The sequence below is a fragment of the Aminipila terrae genome, assembly GCF_010120715.1.
GTDB lineage: Bacteria > Bacillota > Clostridia > Peptostreptococcales > Anaerovoracaceae > Aminipila > Aminipila terrae.
Genome location: NZ_CP047591.1, coordinates 1,237,471 through 1,254,645 on the forward strand (window position 1 = coordinate 1,237,471; position 17,175 = coordinate 1,254,645).

Here is a 17,175-nt window from a genome sequence, read left to right on the forward strand (position 1 = left end):
TTTATTATTTATATTTGAGTCAATCCTTCTGGATTCCTACCGAGCCCACTGGAACTGAACCATCTATTGCTTTAATTATTTCACGAGTCCTGTCTTCTTTAAACCATCCGCACAATTCCATAAAGCAGACACCTTTTTCAACTAGTTTATGAGCGGCTTCTATAGCCATCTCCATATCTTTAATAAAGTATGCATAGATATTGCAGCTATCTGATTTTATGCAGACTTCCGTTAAATTATCAGCACCTTCTATAATTAATCCATATTCTTTCAAAGAGGATATTTTATTCATTTTATCCAGCTCCTCAGGAAAATATCTGACATAGGACATGGTTGCCTTCCCACCCGCAGCCATACTGAGTTTATCCAGCTTTTCCTGATTAAATGCCCCGCAAAATTCCATCATGGTATATCCTTCTGAGATTAATCTTTTCACAAGTTCTTCAGTGGTGTTCATATCAGGTGACCCTGTTATCAGATGAAAACATTTTTTATTTTCATAAATGGCATAATAGTTTTCAGGATTTACTCCTTTAATTTCTGATATAAATGCATACTTTAGCATTTTTTACCTCCAAATTGTACTTAATCAGAATATTATAGCATAAATTGGTAGACCTTCAAAGAATAATAATGTAATATAAGCCTATCCAGTAGATGGAACATATATTACAATGAATATATTGATAAAATAACTGTTTTTGGCAAAGGAGTGTGATGAATATGAAAATAGTTATACTTGATGGGGCTACCATTGACCCCGGCCTTTCCTGGGATGGACTTTGTGAATTGGGAGAATTAACCGTATATCCAAGGACCCCCGAAAAATTGGTAATCGAAAGAATTGGTGATGCGGAAGCAATCTTTATCAGTAAAATATCACTTCATAAGGAAGTTCTGAATAAATGCCCCAATTTAAAATTCATAGGAGTCATGGCAACCGGCTATAATAATGTGGACTTATCCGTGTGCCGTGAACTCGGAATTGCCGTTTGTAATATTCCGGCTTATTCCTCGGATGCTGTTGCTCAGCATACCTTTGCACTTATTCTGGAAATCTGCAGCCAGGTGGCCTTGCACAACCAGTCGGTCAAAGATGGTGAATGGTCAGCCTCAGAGGACTTTGCCTATTGGAAATCACCTATTATCCTTTTAAAAGGAAAAAGTCTTGGAATCATTGGATATGGCAATATTGGTAAGAAAGTAGCAGAAATAGCTGCTGCCTTTGGAATGACAGTTAACGTGTACAGTAAAAATAAAGAATTAACTATAAAATCCGATATACTGTCCCTTCACTGTCCTGCAACAGAAAGTAATACAGGTTTTATTAACAGGGAATTTATAAGCAAGATGAAAGATGGCGCTATTTTAATTAATACTGCCAGAGGAGTGCTTTTAAACGAAGTCGATGTTTCAGAAGCTCTTATATCCGGAAAATTAACTGCTGCCGGTATGGATGTACTCTCCAAAGAGCCTGCAGACCCAAAGAATCCGCTTATTGCCCTGCCAAACTGTTTTATTACCCCTCATTTAAGCTGGTCACCTGAAGAAATGCGCCAGATCATTATTGATGGCTGCATCTCAAATCTAGAGTCATTTTTGTCAGGTGGGACACGCAACCGGGTAGACTTGTAATTTATTTCATTTTTAATTTACTTAAACTTCAGGGCAGGATGATAGAACCATCCTGCCCTGTTTTATTCCATGATTTATACATTCCATCGGGCCCCCTTTCAGATAGCATCCTCCGTCAGTCTTTACAAGTTCCATGCTAAATAAATAACAGGATATTCTGTCGAAAACAGCCCATATCTGTCTCTATCAAAGAAAGGTCAGGTCCTTAATACTATTATATTCTTTTCGGCATTCCATATCAACAGTCAATATTAGCAAGATATGGTAAAACAACCACGAATTTCAACGAATTTTGGCGAAAGTGCTTTACTTCATTATTTAGATATTATAAAATAATCTAGTTAAGAATTATTAATAAGGCTATTTGTTATTAATCTTAAGGAGAAGAAAATGATTTCAAGTTTAAATATATTAGACAGCGTGGAAATATGCATCACAGATAAAGAACTGAATAAGCATTATTACAAGACAAAAATACAGGATATCGGTTTAGATAATACCTTTTTTACCATGATTCCATCTTCTGGAACAGGCAGACCTGTTATATTTTTCAAGGACCAGCCTTATGAGCTTTACTTTAAAAATAAAGAAGGCATTGTCCTCTGGGTCATCCGTTACTTAGGTATGGAGAAAGTTGACAATCTGCCAGCCTGCAAGTTTCAGGCTGTCTCTGGCCCTCAGGTTACTCAGAGAAGAGAATTTTTCAGACAATCTGTAAGCCTTGATTTTGTATTTTATCCTATACAAGAAGACTGGGATATTGATTTTAGTTCAAAGAAACAAGGCAGAATGCTGGATCTTAGCGGGGGAGGATGTTCTTTTATGTGTAACGACCAGCTTCTGCTTCGTTCTAACCTGCTCATGCAGTTTACTTTTCGTCATACGGAGTTTGAATTTACCTGTGAAGTGCTGGACAGAATAGATTTTTCTGACACCCGGGCAGACTGGGATTACAAATATCGTGTAAAATGGATTGATGTAAATCAGAAAACAGTAGAAAATTTAATCAAGCTGGTATTTGCCCAGCAGCGTGAATTAATTATGTTTAATGATTCTACAGTTTAAAACCTTTTGTCTCGATTTTGGAGAAGTTATTATGAAAAAGACTTTATTATTAATTTTAATATGTACATTGCTTTTAAGTATGAGTTCCTGCGGAAAGAGTAATGATAAAACCACAGCCAATGACAGTTTGTCCAAGTCTGGAGACTCTGCTGGCAAAGCAGATAGTGCTGCCCAAACTGCCACGGAAGGTGACACCTCTTCAGGCACTGATTTGTCAAAGACCAGTTCTGCAGAAAAAAATGTTGAAAACACCATGAAACGTCTTATCAATGCTACGGATGGTGTTAAAATAGAATCTTTGACTGTTATGGACACTAAAAATGCATCAGACCCCAATACTTACAAGGTCTATGCCGTCGTTACCTGGAGCAGGAAGCATAGCCCTTCAGACAGCCAGGAGACTATACAGACCTATTCAGACAACATCGCCAGTGCTGCAGATACCAAACTGGGCAACGTTGCAGAGTTATGCCTGATGTGGCTTGTTCCTAATTTTAATGGAACGGCTTCTATCACCTATGAGAACACGGATGGAATGCTGGCTTTGAAAGAGGGCACATTCGACAGCAGCTTTGGCGGCTCAGCCGATGGAACTACTGGTTCTGGCCTGAACAGTTCTGGCTCTGCATTAAATACTACTGTTACACAATCTGCAATAACAAATTAAATCTTGATTGTCTTTATAACTCCAGGTACGAATCCTTGGAGTTATTTTTAATTTTCGGAGTTCCTGCCTTCCATTTGGCAGGATAATGATTATAAAATTCAAATAGAATTGACATCGTAGAAAATATTGCAATAAAAAATCAAATTCAGGTAATCCTAAAACCAGATACAGATTTATCAAAACTATGAAAAAAGGAATTTTTGAATCATGATAAAGAAGATATTACCTACGACAACTCAAAGAGTTGCATGTCATACACATAAGTTTATAAATGAACAAATCAGGAACAGCACCCTGTGTTCTCTGAAAAGTTATGCAGATTGCAGCGATAAAGCCCTGTCTGACAGGATAACCAAATTAAATGCAGAATGGGATATTGAAAGATTTCTGGAAGCAAACGCTGCCACTATTGTCATCTTAAGTTCCATTTTAGGTATAAAACGGAGCCATTGTTTGTGGTTTCTTCTGCCAGGTACCGTGGGTTTTTTCCTCCTTCAGCATGCTCTTCAGGGCTGGTGCCCTCCTTTACCTGTTATGCGGAAACTGGGAATCCGCACGGGGCTTGAAATTGAAAACGAAAAAACGGTATTAAAGTTTTTAAGAGGAGATTTTTTGCATAAGACCGATAATATAGCCAAACTGCTGGAAATGGTAGAAAAGCAGTGAAAGAAGAGCTCCAATGTGTAACACAAGCATATTGGTGCTTTTTTATCTGTTTATTTATACTTCCTCCAGTTTAGCTCCACACAGTGGGCAGTAATTTGTTTCTAATTTAATACGTCTGAAAGTTGCTTTATCATTGGGTTTATATATACACGGTATCTCTGTTAAAAACTGATTATCAAAACCAACGTAAACTTTGTCTGGGCTTTTAAACTGTTCTTCTAAACAGTGACAGGTAAACTTCTTCATACACGTTCCCCCTTATAGAAGTCTTCTTTATATTCTTGTAGTATTTCTTTTACTATTATGTAATTCTTTACATAATTTATTCCTTTGCCCAACTTATTTAACTGATTCAATGAACAGATTGAATTTCACAATTTTAATTCCTTCTTTTACCTTTTCTCTTCAGAATAGTTCTTTGCACATAAAAAATGCACCTCAGAGGTTAGATTTTGTCCACCCTTTAAGATGCATTTCCTTTTTTACGCAATAGCCTTTTTAACCATTTACACGTACATATATCTGATATGCCTGTCCATCCAATTCAGCTTTTACAATGGCCAGACCTTTTTTTACTCCTGTGATTTGACCGTCAGCGGCTACTGTAGCTATACTGCTATCCATAGAACTCCATGTTACCTTGCTGGCATCATCTGTTAAGTATAAGTTAGCTTTTTCTCCTATCTTTAAATGAGCTGCTAAACGTAATTCATCCGCTACACCTTTTACAACTTTTACAGGAATATATTCTTTAAAAGTGCCATCGGCATTCTGGGCATAGATGTCCGCTGTTCCTTCTGCTATGGCAGTTACTTTACCATTTGCATCTACCTTTGCAACAGCTTCGTTAGTGGAGCTCCATGTGAAATTTTTATTGTTGTCTAAATTGTAGGAAGTGCTGATTTGAACAGTTTCACCTTCGTTAAGTAATACTGATAATTTAAATTCTGGACTTTGCGTACCCACTTGAAGAGATGTCATAATACTACTTGACTCTCCGCCTCCTATTAAATAGATTGTCCCATTCACAGTCACAGCACTGGCTCCCCATGCATTATTAATCGTGTTCGGTCCAGTTGTCCAAGTATCTTTCTTTGTATCATAAATTTCAACCACATAAGGTTCATTTACTTTATGTGGTACAAGCCCTCCTATCACATAAACTTTTTCCCCTACAGCTGCACAAGCAAACCCTTCTCTTACTGTAGGCATTGGCTTTCCAATTGTCCAAGTATCTGTTTTGGTATTATATATTTCAACTCTAGGTGAAAGACCATATGACGTTGCCCCCGAAACTGCATAAATATTGCTTCCAACAACTGCCAGGTTACATGATCCCCCATAGTACTCGGGGTTCCTTTACTCCATGTGTTCGTTTTTATATCATAAATGTCTATATCTTTTAATGCTTTGCCAACGTCCCCCTCAAACACATATATTTTTCCATTTATAGCTGTAGCTGGTGCAGCTTTTGCCACCGGCATAGAGGCCCCGTTGTCCATTCATTTTTTACAGTATCGTAGATTTCTACTATATTAGAATATGTCCAATTTTCTACACTGAATCCACCTATAGCATAAATGTATTGTCCATCTACGGCTACACCCATATAATGCCTAGCCGTCGGAATAGGTGCTCCTGTTGTCCATTTTTTTGTATTTAAGTCATAAATTTTTACAGTATTAGAACCCCCTCCTACAACATAAATTTTATTTCCTATTGTACAAGCTCCTTGCCCTGAACCACTTGCTGGCAGTGACGGTTCTTTTTGCCAAGTGGCTTTATCATCCGCCCATGCACTCACGCTTGATACCCCTAATACCAAGCACAATGTCATAATAATTGCTATAAATTGTTTCATATTGTTTCCTTCTTCCTTTACTATGTATATTTTAACAATATTGTTTCATATTTCCATATATATTTCAATTCTGTAATTCCATTTTTTTCTATTATATAATTAAAGGTTTATTAATTAATCATGCTATTTCCACATTTTTATTCAATATTTTACATATTATATAAAACATAAGAAATGTGAAAAACCATAAACCAGTAAATTGATAATCCCCCAAGTTCTGTACTCATTTCACCTCCTACTTGTTCAATTTTTCAAATACCTGTTTACCATACTGATAATCCAGTATGTAAAGTATAGTATTTAACTGGTATTTGTGCAGATTTTTATTGTCCTGCAGCATTAATGCAAATAAGCTGTCGGCGTACTGATATGACTCCAAGTACTCCATGGTGTTGCTGTCGAAACCGTATTTTGCTTGTATCTTATTGTAGTTTTCTGAATGGTTCTGACAACCGGCTACATCAATAAGAAAATAATATTTAACCTGGCTCTGCAGCAAGGATAAGTCCGCGCATGTTCTTTCTGCTTTTGTACTGTACGGGTCATTTATAAGGGCCCTACCCCTATCATCTAAACCATACCATAAAATAAAGTGTCCGCTTCTGGTCCAGTTGCCTTTACCCATACAGCATATAACCATATTACCTTTTTTAATTTCTACCAGGGCCTTTGCGTTATAATCGTTCGCCCACTGGTTTGCTTTACCATAAAGGCTGCTGCCATTTAACTGTGCTACTGATATATCATAAGCCTTACCCTGTGGAGCAAAATAACTATAATAAGTCCCTGATTAGTTGCCTTAAATCCATGGGATAAAGACCATGCACATGTATCCTTTGGAGTTACGTTCTTATTTTTGAGTGTAGCAATAACCATGGCCATGCAGGATGGTCCACAACCAGACTTTCCGATTGTTGTTTTCTCGCCTTTGGCGGAGTAATCTATATTTGCCCATTTTGGGTCTGTTTGTAAATAATTTATTGGTTTCAAGTATATCCCTTCTTTCGTATAAGAAATAAGGAGCCCGAAGGCTCCTGTGCTGTTAGTCTGTAATACTGTCTAAATCTTTTTTTGCCTGCTTCCAGTTTACCTCTTCTATGTAGGTATCTTGCCTTTTCACAACACCTGCATGTACTCTGACTTCATAGATTAGCATGTCTGTAGCTACACCCATATCCACTTTCTGCTTGATAGCAATGTCTCTGATCACTCCATCATACTTCTTTTCAAATTCTTTCTTTAACATATTGTCCTCTCTTTCTGCCCTTTTAGGCATTGAAATTATAAAAAACATGCTTAATTGCATGTCTTAAGCAAAATTACTAATTGTTTTAATATGACGCTTAACTACGGTTAAATTAAATAGCTAAATATATCCTCATCATTCATTCCTTATATTAAACGTAACATATTAAATCCGATATTTTCGGTAACTAAAAAACACGCATTCTGATACAATCCCACTTAAACAAATGAAATAATTAAATTTCATTTGTCTATGGAGGTGGGATGTATCATTGCTGCGCGCTTTTATCTAAATTGTTGATTAAAAAGATTAAAAAGAGTAAGGTTTATTCCCTACTCATAATTACTATCCATTTACTCTTACATAAATTTGATATGATTGTCCATTCATTTCAGCTTTAACAATAGCGAGACCTTTTTTTACTCCTGTTACTTGACCATCCGCCGCTACTGTAGCTATACTACTATCCATGGAAGTCCATGTTACTTTACTGGCATCATCTGTTAAGTATAGCTTTGCTTTTTCCCCAATCTCTAAATGGGCCGCCAGTCTTAATTCATCCGCCACACCTTTTACAACTTTTACTGGAATATACTCTTTAAAAGTACCATCTGCATTCTGTGCGTATATATCTGCTGTACCTTCAGCTATAGCGTTAACTTTGCCGTTTTCATCTACTTTCGCAACAGCTTCGTTTGTAGAACTCCATGTGAAGTTTTTGTTGTTGTCTAAATTGTAGGAAGTGCTGAGCTGAATGTTTTCACCTTCGTTAAGTAACACAGATAATTTTACTGTTGAATCTTCTGAAGCATTTTTATTAGGAGTTGCAGATATCTCATTGGAATTTGCACTTTCACCAGTTGCATCCAAAGCTGATACAACATAATAATAAGTGGCTCCATTAGTTACATTATTATCCTTATATGTGATTGCAGAAGTTGTCGCAATTGTTTGATAAGGACCACTTAGAGTATCCGAACGCTTTATATTATAGCTTGTTGAATCTTTAACTGAATCCCAAGACAAAGTTATTTCTGAATCATCTGCTTTAGCTATTAGGTTAGTTGGCACTTGTTTTTTTGGTGCAGCTAATTCCATCATTTCCATTTCGCCAATAACAACATCAACCCATCCACCATTTGCAGTAACATTTATTCTATATTTACTATAATAGTTTTGATTTTCAAATGTAAATTCTTTTTTAATTCCAGATTTCCAATCTATTATATTTTTCTGAGTATCTAATACTATCCAAGAACTTAATTTTTCATCCCAACCCTCAAAAGTCCAGTCTCTAGGTAACTCATTAACTGAGAACACAGGATTTCTTGAAGTAAGAGTATACTTAGATATACATTTAGCATCAGGGAAATCATATTCTAACCAACCAGTTTTTGTTGCACTTGCCCATGAATAGGTACTACTATGATCAAATGCCTTCCACGGAAGATATTCGTTGGAATTAGACCAAATAGAGCTAGCACTTGCCTTACCACTCGGATTTGTGTTGCTAGTCATCGCAGGAATTAAGTTCTCGGTATATTGCTCACCAGCCGCAAAACTTACAGTACTAAATGCTCCCATCAATACTATTAAAACTACAATAAAACTAACTAATCTTTTTACATACTTCATTTAAATTCCTTCTTTCTATGTTGTGATATTCTATCAATATTGTTTCATATTTCCCATATAATTACAATTCTTAACTTCCATATTTTCCTATTATATAATTAAAGATTTATACATTTTTATCTCACTGACAAAAGCATACTTTATTGCGTGCCTTTGTCTAAAGTTATTCATACTCACGTCTTTATAACTGTGATTTGGAGATTGCTAATTCAAATATGACTCTGAACCAACTAAAAACTTATGCTTATGCTATATCACAAATACAAGGAGCTTGTAGTGCAGATTCAGATAAAGTAATGAAATTGGCTGATGCATTACATAATAAATATAGATAGAGAAGAGGATGAAAATTTCATCCTCTTCTCTATCTATTATTTCTTTCACCATCCATGGGTTCAAAGCTTGTTTCATTTTTGCATTTCTTCTGGTATGTTTGTCTCACTTATATATCTGATATGACTGCCGTCCTCTTTATATCGTTTATTTACAATTTACATTGTAATCCTTTTCAAAAAACAAAATAGCAACTCTTACATTCAAGAGTTGCTATTTTGTAAAATTTGGCGGAGGACATGGGACTCGAACCCACGGGGCTGTTACACCTTACCTGATTTCCAATCAGGCTCCTTAGCCACTCGGTCAATCCTCCAAAATATGTTCTGTTCTCAGACACATTTGCTATTATACTACATTCCCAAACAGGTTTCAAGATATTTATTTTGTTTTGCATAAAATATATCAATTTACAAAAAAGAATATATTTCTCCAAATTTCCCTAAAATTTTTTGCAAAAACTACCCATTGGAGTAGGGACTGTTAAGGCTATAATGAATATACTAAGAAAGTACCCTTAATATATGACTTCTGCCTTATTATTAATGAACTAGCAGAATCCCACCTCTGGAACACTAATTTTAAAGCAGTCGTCATATGCCAAATTTATTTAGGAAAATTTTTTATTCTATCTTCAAGAATCTTATTATAGTCTAACACTTCGTGTTCATACTCATCATTCATGTATTGGGATGATATGAGAAAATCTGCTGTAGCACGATTGTTCGCAACTGGTATATCATAAACAGCTGCAATACGAAGTAATGCTTTTACATCCGGATCATGAGGCTGAGCTTCAAGAGGATCCCAGAAAAAAATGAGCATATCAATCTCACCTTGAGCAATTCTTGCTCCTATTTGCTGATCTCCTCCAAGGGGACCACTCTTAAACCCTTTCACTGGCAACCCTGTGGTTTCTGCAATGAGTTTCGAAGTTGTTCCCGTACCTAACAAGAAATGTCTTTTTAATATGTTTTTATTTTCGTCGCACCATTTTACCAATGCGGCTTTTTTATTGTCATGGGCTACAAGAGCAATTCTTTTATGCTCCTCCATAATCTGAATGGTTCCTTCATAAGCCATTTGTTCATCTCCCTTTCCATGTTATTCACTGAAGTAAACTTACTCCAGTGAATCTCGAACAGACTTTGTCATATCTTCAATATTCAGTACTCCAGTATGTCTGATCTCTTTATTTTCCAGATTTTTTAATCCTGCTGGGATTCGTACACCTGTTTTGTTATTCAGGGCTTTAACGTATGCGAAACCATCCTTTTCTTCACTTAGTCCAATGGACCTGGCCACGCTGTCTGCAAATTTATATGCACTTGCCGTAGATGCTATAACTGTAGGTGTATTGTCTCCTGTTTCTTTTGCATAATCTTTATAGACCTTGTAGGCAACAGCAGTATGAGTATCCATCAGGTAGCCATTATCTTCATACATGGAACCAATTGTTTCATTAGTTTCATCAATAGTGGCAAAGCCTGCATAAAACTCCTTCAATCCTTCTTTTATCTTGCTGCTGACTTCATATACTTTCTCTTTTTCAAGACTGTCCATCAGCGTCTTTACTTCAGCTGCATTGCCGCCAGACAAATGATACAGCAGTCTTTCCAGATTGCTTGAAATTAATATATCCATGGATGGAGAATTAGTCAGATAAAAATCTCTTCTAATATCATATACTCCTGTATTGATAAAATCAGTTAAAACTTTGTTTTCATTTGAGGCGCAGATTAATTTACCAACAGGTATTCCCATCTGTTTGGCATAATAAGCGGCAAGAATATTTCCAAAGTTTCCTGTTGGAACAACCACGTTCATTTTTTCTCCCGCCTTAAGGGCTCCTTTTTCCATCATCTTTGCATATGCATAAACATAATAAGCAACCTGTGGAACAAGCCTTCCAATATTAATGGAATTGGCAGAAGATAATTTGCAGTTCATCTTTGCCAGTTCTTCTGCAAACCCTGTATCGTTAAAGATTTTCTTAACACCAGTCTGGGCATCGTCAAAGTTTCCATTTATAGCGAAAACATGGGTATTTTCACCTTCCTGGGAAACCATCTGTCTTTCCTGTACCTGACTGACTCCCTGATTTGGATAGAAAACGATAATCTCTGTTCCTGCTACGTCTGCAAATCCTTCCAGTGCAGCCTTACCTGTATCCCCGGAAGTGGCTGTCAATATACAAATCTTCTTTTCTTCCTTTTCCTTTTTCATGGCAGTTGTCAAAAGGTAAGGAAGAATAGAAAGGGCCATGTCCTTAAAAGCAGCAGTCTTTCCATGATATAGTTCCAGGAAGTACCCGTCCCGCCTTTTACAAGAGGTGCAATTTCCTTTTCCTCAAACTTACTGTCGTAAGCTCCGTTTACGCATGCCTGCATTTCTTCTTCTGTATAATCTGTGAAAAACGCAGATATTACTTTTAATGCAATCTCCTGATATGTTTTCCCTGTCAATTCTTCCAATGAAAATGGCAGAACTGGCAGCTGCGCTGGAACATAAAGACCTCTGTCCTCTGATATTCCCTGGATAACAGCCTGAGCTGCTGTTTTTGTATTTATACTTCCACGTGTGCTTACGTAATTTATCATAACCCTTCTCCTTTAACAAAACTATTGTCCCTCATTTTATCAAAAAATCAGTCAAATTACAAGAAATTCTAAGGATTCTGACCATAATATTTTTGCCAGGCCCTTTTAAAAAAATTAAGTTTTTGTGGTAGGAAATATTCAGTTTATGTTATACTAAGATTATATAATTCAGCTAATAAGGAAGGTATCAAGATGTATTTTGGAAGTGTTCGTTTTTATAAACATATTATACTAATCGTTCTGACTCTGGTTGTTATTTTTTCAATTACTTCATGTGTATTTATGGGTATTTCCAATCATCATATGAAAAAAGTCCTTAAAGACAACGGTCTGGCAGTCAGCGCAGGGACTCCTGCCATCAGTTCCGATTCTCAGGCATTCACTGACCAGCAGCGGGCACATTATTCCTCTTCTTTTGATTACCAGAAACTATATCCTAATTTGACAATAGATAACGATTTCGTTTATAAGGAGGATTTGCCAAAGTCCGTTTATTTAACTTTTGATGACGGGCCTTCCAGTTTAACTCCTCAAATCCTGGATATACTTAAAGAACAGGGTGTTCAGGCAACTTTCTTTATTAATTACAGTGACAGTATGGAGTCCCAGGCATTATACAAAAGAATGATGGATGAAGGGCATACCATAGGAGTTCACAGTACCTGCCATCAATATACAACTATTTATCAATCAGCAGATGCCTTTTTAGATGATTTTGCACAGACTGCGTTGATGCTTGAACAGGTAACTGGCAAAAAGCCAGAACTTTTAAGATTCCCTGGGGGCAGCATTAATTCATATGACCGGGCAGTATATCAGCAAATTATTGCTGAAATGCTTCGAAGAGGCTATACATATTATGACTGGAACGTTTCCGCAGATGATGCCACCAGTACGGTCACCAGAGATGAGATTTACAACAATGTGATAAATGGCGTGAAAAATACAACAAGTCCATCGTTTTGATGCATGACTTAAGCAATAAATCAGATACCTTATCTGCATTACCTGATATTATTAAAGAACTAAAATCCGAGGGTTACCATTTTTATCCACTTACAAAGGATGTTAAACCTGTAGCCTTTGATTACGTTGACTAAACTATACTTGGAGGACAAATATGGATTACAATAAATTAGCGGATCTGTTATTTCCGCACATCACCAAATCGCCGGCTGACTATGAAGAGCAGTTTCCTGAAAGACAGCTTCCTGCAGGAGCAAAAGTTACACGACTTGGACCAAGTCCAACTGGTTTTATTCATCTGGGAAATCTTTATGGAGCCTTTGTTGATGAGAGACTGGCACATCAGAGCGGCGGCACTTTCTATCTGAGAATTGAAGATACAGATGATAAACGCTATGTGGAAGGTGCTGTAGAAGTTATCATAAACTCCCTGAAGTTTTTTGATATTAACTTCGATGAAGGAGCTACCATTGATGGCCATATTGGAGATTACGGCCCTTATTTTCAAAGTGATCGTGGTGAGATTTATCAATGTTACGTTAAAAAACTCATACAAAATGGACAAGCCTATCCTTGCTTTCTTACTTCTGAAGAACTTGAAGAAATACATGCAAAACAGGAGACTGGAAAAGAGAACTTTGGCATATACGGAAAATGGGCCACAAGCCGCAGTCTTTCCATTGAAGAAATTGAGGAATACATTAATTCCGGTAAATCATATGTTATTCGATTAAAGTCAGATGGTAATCATGACCTTCCATCTGAGGAAATAAAAACAATATCAGTGGAAGATGGAATTAGAGGAACTCTAACCATGCCTGAAAACAATCAGGATGTGGTAATATTAAAGGCCAATGGCATTCCTACCTACCATTTTGCTCATGTCGTTGATGATCACCTGATGAGAACGACTCACGTTGTAAGAGGTGCAGAATGGCTGCCTTCCCTGCCTATTCACGTTGAATTGTTTGATAAGCTTGGATTTAAAATGCCAATCTTCTGTCATACGGCTCAACTGATGAAGCTGGACGAGGAGGGTAATAAACGAAAACTTTCCAAGAGAAAAGACCCTGAACTATCATTAGATTATTACAGAAATGAAGGTTATCATCCTGCTGCTGTAAGAGAATATTTAATGACCATCTTAAATTCAAATTTTGAAGAGTGGCGCATTGCAAATCCTGATGCCCCTATTGATGAATTTGAGCTGACCGTAGAAAAAATGAGTAACTCCGGTGCATTGTTTGATTTAAACAAATTAAATGATATTTGCAAAGATGTTCTTGTTAAAATTCCAGCAACGGAGCTTTGTGAGTTTATGAAAAACTGGTCCAGGGAATTTAAACCGGAAATTCTTCCCTTGTTTGAGGGCCATGAAGAATATATTGAAAGAATTTTTGATCTGGGTCGTGATGGAGCAAAACCTAGAAAAGACCTGATTTATGCAAAACAGATATTTGAATTTATCAGCTATTTCTTTGATGATTATTTTAAAATTGAAGATTCTAACCCTGAAAATGTAAGCCCTGAAGATGCAAAGGCTATTCTCAATGCATATCTTTCTTCTTATGACCATAAGGATGACCAGTCAGCATGGTTTGACAAAATAAGAGAGATAAGTACTGAACTTGGCTATGCTGCAAAACCGAAAGATTACAAGAAAAATCCTGAGCAGTACAAAGGCCATGTAGGAGATGTCAGTACCGTTATCCGTATTGCACTAATGGGCCGTTCTCAGTCTCCCGATATCTGGGAAATCCAACAGATTCTCGGAGAGGAAAGAACCCGCAGCAGAATAAAAGCGAGAATTTAAAATGTACACATATAATGATCGTATAAAAATCAGTGAAACAGACAAACGGCGAAACTGGACTATACCTTCCATTATTGATGCGATGCAGAATTGTGTCATGTTCCAATTGGAGGATTTAGGTGCTGGTCTGGATTACTTTGATGAAAAAAACAAGTTATTGGTAGTCACTTGCTGGCAGGTTAAAATTTTTAATCTGCCTAAGCTCTTTGACAGAATTACTGTTGGTACACAAGTGTATGGTTATAAAGCAGCTACCGCTTTCCGTCATTGTATGGTATGGGACCATACGGGAGAACTGGCTATAGCTTCTCATTCTTTAGGTGTTTTTATTGATGCAGAGACAGGCCGCCCTATGAAAACCTCCCAGGAAGAGTGGGAAAAGTATGATGTTAATCAAGATACTCCCTGCAGTTCTATTGATTTTCAGGACAGACGTATTCCTTTGCCTGATGCACTTGAAATAGTAGAAGAGTTTGATGTTAACATTCATCATCTGGATGTAAACAACCATATGAATAATGGCCAATATGTACGAATTGCCTATAACTATCTTCCCGATCATTTTGATGTTGCACAATTCAGAGTTGAATACAAAAAACAGGCTACGTTAAGGGATCGGATAATCGTAAAAATATCCAGACAGGATACCATTTTTTGTGTTGTCATCTGTGATACAGACAATACGCCTTTTGCTGTTGTGGAATTCACTAGGAGATAGTTAAAGCTCTGGGCTTACCCGATAGGTAAGTGCCAGAGCTTTTTTAACAGGTATATGTAACTTTATTTCTCCCTGAATTTTTAGACTGGTACAGATTCTTATCTGCCAGATTATACAAATCTTCTGCCTGCCCGGAGAATGCCATTCCCACACTTATGGTCACTCTGGTATCTTCTTCCCATTTCATTTCCTGTACAGCCAGTCTGAGCCTTTCCGCAAGTCCAATGGCATGTCCCATCTTTGAGCACTTATATAAAATGCAGAATTCTTCTCCACCCATTCTGAACACTTTAGCATTTCTAGATTTTCTTTCATTAAAACTCCTGCACAATCGTGATAATACTACATCTCCAAAGTCATGGCCATAATTGTCATTTACGTTCTTAAAATAATCTACATCAATCATAATTACTGCAAACCGTACTTTCTTTCGGATGTAATTATTATAAACTTTTTCAAAATGTCTGCGGTTGTAAGCGTTGGTTAAAGAATCTGTAATGCTTTGTTTTCTGCTCTGCAAAAATAAAATCAGTAAGGTCAGCATAACCATAAAAATTATTAAGACCACGAGTATCAATCGGATTCTGGCTTCTTTCTCCTGAGATTTTGCATATTTGCTTCCGTAAATAGTAAAAATATAATCGGTGCTCAGTTGACTTTCCTGGCTCATAACAGCCATGTACATATCCAAGATCTGTGCGCTATACTTGCCATATACTGCGGGACTTTTCTCCTCATATAATGGTGTAATCTCTTTTAAAAAGTTCAGACTGTCTGCACTATATCCTCTTATCCTCTGCATGGTTAATACTTCATCACACATTTGCTGACTTTTCCCCAGGTCACCAGTTGCTATCTCCATTTTCGCACGCATTTCTCTAAGTGGGATTATAACATTTGAAATAATTAGTTCATCCTTTGTTTCTGGTTCTACAATACCATCTAATATGTTTTTTGCGGATTGATAATCCCTTTCATTCCAAAAATTCCTGGCCTGAATAATTCTCCTTTTAGAAAGCATTTCCCTGTAATCATAAGCAGGCTTCACCACATAATTCATGGATGATTTCAGATATGCTTCTGACTCTGAAGTATGTCCTGTTTTTGATTTCAAATCTGCCATATAAATATATGCTGTTTCTTCTATCCATCTTTTTTCCTCCGGGTTCTTTATTTCATAGGATAAGGCTTTATGTATAAGGGTCTCCGCCATTTTGTAATCATACAGCATCATAAAAGTATCTGCTAAGTTTATATAGTTCCAGGAGGAATAATAATATTCCTTTTCCTTATCAGCCATATATATGGAAGTGACACCAGTCTCTATCATTTTTGAATACTCCTGGTTAAGAGCATATACCATTGAAAGATTTGTATAAATTTCAATTTTCTTCCTTGGTGCAACCAGTTTCAGATTTTGAACCTTTTTTAGTTCCTGAATCCTTTGTTTATGAGTGTATTCGCTGTCAAAGGTTTTGCTTAGAACTTTGGTTACAAATTCATTATTTTGTTTATAAACTTTAAATGCTCTGCCAGTAATACATCCTAAAGCAATTAATACTGACATTATAATGAGAGCAAGTTTTAAATTCTTTCCGGACCACATAAAATATATTCCTCCAGGGTATCCCTCATTTCGCCACTTTCCATAATTGTATCATATGAATAAAAGTATCCGGCCAAGAAACGTGTGCTATATTATGTCAAAAAAATTGAATTTCCGTCTATTTATATACCTGTGTTTAGCAAAAAAAGAATAGAGCGCCCCAGTTGGGGCGCCCCTTTTCCATTTTTTATATGGGTTGATGTACCGCTTATTTAGCTGTAGCAATTACAGAAAATGATCACCAATAGTAAGAAGAAAAACAGTAAGCTCGTATCAACGCCTTCGCCATTAAATAAACCACAACCGTTTGCCATTATAATCACCTGCTCCTTTAAAAATTATTGTTTGTATGATATGATATGTT

The 17,175-nt window shown here is 36.6% G+C and carries 21 protein-coding genes and 1 tRNA gene; 8 read left to right on the forward strand and 14 right to left on the reverse strand.

Annotated elements, in window-relative coordinates; all coding sequences use genetic code 11:
• Positions 1-19 precede the first annotated feature (19 nt).
• A complete protein-coding gene (locus tag Ami3637_RS05935; protein WP_162361763.1) occupies positions 20-565 on the reverse strand; it encodes a DUF6506 family protein in 546 nt (181 codons plus the stop codon).
• Between the two features lie 158 nt (positions 566-723).
• On the opposite strand from Ami3637_RS05935, the gene Ami3637_RS05940 reads away from it, so the two are divergent.
• The 4 genes from Ami3637_RS05940 (at position 724) to Ami3637_RS05955 (ending at position 4,033) form a co-directional block, all read left to right on the forward strand.
• Complete coding sequence (locus Ami3637_RS05940) at positions 724-1,635, forward strand: D-2-hydroxyacid dehydrogenase (protein WP_162361764.1); 912 nt, start codon at positions 724-726, stop codon at positions 1,633-1,635.
• 390 nt (positions 1,636-2,025) lie between these two features.
• Positions 2,026-2,700, forward strand: a complete 675-nt coding sequence (locus Ami3637_RS05945; protein WP_162361765.1) for a flagellar brake protein — start codon at positions 2,026-2,028, stop codon at positions 2,698-2,700.
• A gap of 31 nt (positions 2,701-2,731) precedes the next feature.
• Positions 2,732-3,367: a hypothetical protein gene (locus tag Ami3637_RS05950; protein WP_162361766.1), complete on the forward strand. Its 636-nt coding sequence runs from the start codon at positions 2,732-2,734 to the stop codon at positions 3,365-3,367.
• A gap of 207 nt (positions 3,368-3,574) precedes the next feature.
• Complete coding sequence (locus Ami3637_RS05955) at positions 3,575-4,033, forward strand: DUF2892 domain-containing protein (RefSeq protein ID WP_162361767.1); 459 nt, start codon at positions 3,575-3,577, stop codon at positions 4,031-4,033.
• Positions 4,034-4,087: 54 nt separating this feature from the next.
• Here Ami3637_RS05955 and Ami3637_RS05960 read toward each other — a convergent pair whose 3' ends face one another.
• The 12 genes from Ami3637_RS05960 to Ami3637_RS18395 all read right to left on the reverse strand — a co-directional run bounded on the left by Ami3637_RS05960 (position 4,088) and on the right by Ami3637_RS18395 (position 11,708).
• Entirely contained in the window at positions 4,088-4,279 is a 192-nt protein-coding gene (locus Ami3637_RS05960; RefSeq protein WP_162361768.1) for a hypothetical protein, read from the reverse strand.
• 252 nt (positions 4,280-4,531) lie between these two features.
• Entirely contained in the window at positions 4,532-5,338 is an 807-nt protein-coding gene (locus Ami3637_RS05965; RefSeq protein ID WP_408609066.1) for an Ig-like domain-containing protein, read from the reverse strand.
• Positions 5,233-5,517: a kelch repeat-containing protein gene (locus Ami3637_RS05970; RefSeq protein WP_162361770.1), complete on the reverse strand. Its 285-nt coding sequence runs from the start codon at positions 5,515-5,517 to the stop codon at positions 5,233-5,235. The genes Ami3637_RS05965 and Ami3637_RS05970 overlap by 106 nt, the downstream gene beginning before the upstream one ends.
• Positions 5,481-5,894, reverse strand: a complete 414-nt coding sequence (locus Ami3637_RS05975; RefSeq protein WP_162361771.1) for a Kelch repeat-containing protein — start codon at positions 5,892-5,894, stop codon at positions 5,481-5,483. The genes Ami3637_RS05970 and Ami3637_RS05975 overlap by 37 nt, the downstream gene beginning before the upstream one ends.
• Before the next feature lie 235 nt (positions 5,895-6,129).
• A complete protein-coding gene (locus Ami3637_RS05980; RefSeq protein ID WP_162361772.1) occupies positions 6,130-6,519 on the reverse strand; it encodes a hypothetical protein in 390 nt (129 codons plus the stop codon).
• A gap of 107 nt (positions 6,520-6,626) precedes the next feature.
• Entirely contained in the window at positions 6,627-6,884 is a 258-nt protein-coding gene (locus Ami3637_RS05985) for a C39 family peptidase (RefSeq protein ID WP_162361773.1), read from the reverse strand.
• A gap of 52 nt (positions 6,885-6,936) precedes the next feature.
• Complete coding sequence (locus tag Ami3637_RS05990) at positions 6,937-7,140, reverse strand: hypothetical protein (protein ID WP_162361774.1); 204 nt, start codon at positions 7,138-7,140, stop codon at positions 6,937-6,939.
• Between the two features lie 345 nt (positions 7,141-7,485).
• Positions 7,486-8,775, reverse strand: a complete 1,290-nt coding sequence (locus Ami3637_RS05995) for an Ig-like domain-containing protein (protein ID WP_162361775.1) — start codon at positions 8,773-8,775, stop codon at positions 7,486-7,488.
• Positions 8,776-9,336: 561 nt separating this feature from the next.
• Positions 9,337-9,424 (reverse strand) — tRNA-Ser (locus tag Ami3637_RS06000).
• Between the two features lie 290 nt (positions 9,425-9,714).
• The gene (locus tag Ami3637_RS06005) at positions 9,715-10,191 is read right to left on the reverse strand and encodes a methylglyoxal synthase (protein WP_162361776.1); all 477 of its coding nucleotides are present in this window, start codon (positions 10,189-10,191) and stop codon (positions 9,715-9,717) included.
• A gap of 39 nt (positions 10,192-10,230) precedes the next feature.
• Positions 10,231-11,373: a threonine synthase gene (gene thrC / locus Ami3637_RS06010; RefSeq protein ID WP_330586854.1), complete on the reverse strand. Its 1,143-nt coding sequence runs from the start codon at positions 11,371-11,373 to the stop codon at positions 10,231-10,233.
• Positions 11,343-11,708, reverse strand: a complete 366-nt coding sequence (locus tag Ami3637_RS18395; RefSeq protein WP_330586855.1) for a hypothetical protein — start codon at positions 11,706-11,708, stop codon at positions 11,343-11,345. Before Ami3637_RS18395 ends, thrC begins: the two co-directional genes overlap by 31 nt.
• 192 nt (positions 11,709-11,900) lie before the next feature.
• On the opposite strand from Ami3637_RS18395, the gene Ami3637_RS06015 reads away from it, so the two are divergent.
• The 4 genes from Ami3637_RS06015 to Ami3637_RS06030 are packed head-to-tail and all read left to right on the forward strand — an operon-like array spanning position 11,901 to position 15,205.
• Complete coding sequence (locus Ami3637_RS06015; protein WP_162361777.1) at positions 11,901-12,674, forward strand: polysaccharide deacetylase family protein; 774 nt, start codon at positions 11,901-11,903, stop codon at positions 12,672-12,674.
• On the forward strand, positions 12,671-12,808 hold the full coding sequence (locus Ami3637_RS06020; protein ID WP_162361778.1) for a hypothetical protein: 138 nt from the start codon (positions 12,671-12,673) through the stop codon (positions 12,806-12,808). The genes Ami3637_RS06015 and Ami3637_RS06020 overlap by 4 nt, the downstream gene beginning before the upstream one ends.
• 20 nt (positions 12,809-12,828) lie before the next feature.
• Entirely contained in the window at positions 12,829-14,487 is a 1,659-nt protein-coding gene (gene gltX / locus Ami3637_RS06025; protein WP_162361779.1) for a glutamate--tRNA ligase, read from the forward strand.
• Between the two features lies 1 nt (position 14,488).
• Positions 14,489-15,205: an acyl-[acyl-carrier-protein] thioesterase gene (locus Ami3637_RS06030; protein WP_162361780.1), complete on the forward strand. Its 717-nt coding sequence runs from the start codon at positions 14,489-14,491 to the stop codon at positions 15,203-15,205.
• A 43-nt stretch (positions 15,206-15,248) separates the two neighbouring features.
• Here Ami3637_RS06030 and Ami3637_RS06035 read toward each other — a convergent pair whose 3' ends face one another.
• A complete protein-coding gene (locus Ami3637_RS06035; RefSeq protein WP_162361781.1) occupies positions 15,249-16,772 on the reverse strand; it encodes a GGDEF domain-containing protein in 1,524 nt (507 codons plus the stop codon).
• Positions 16,773-17,175: the final 403 nt, after the last annotated feature.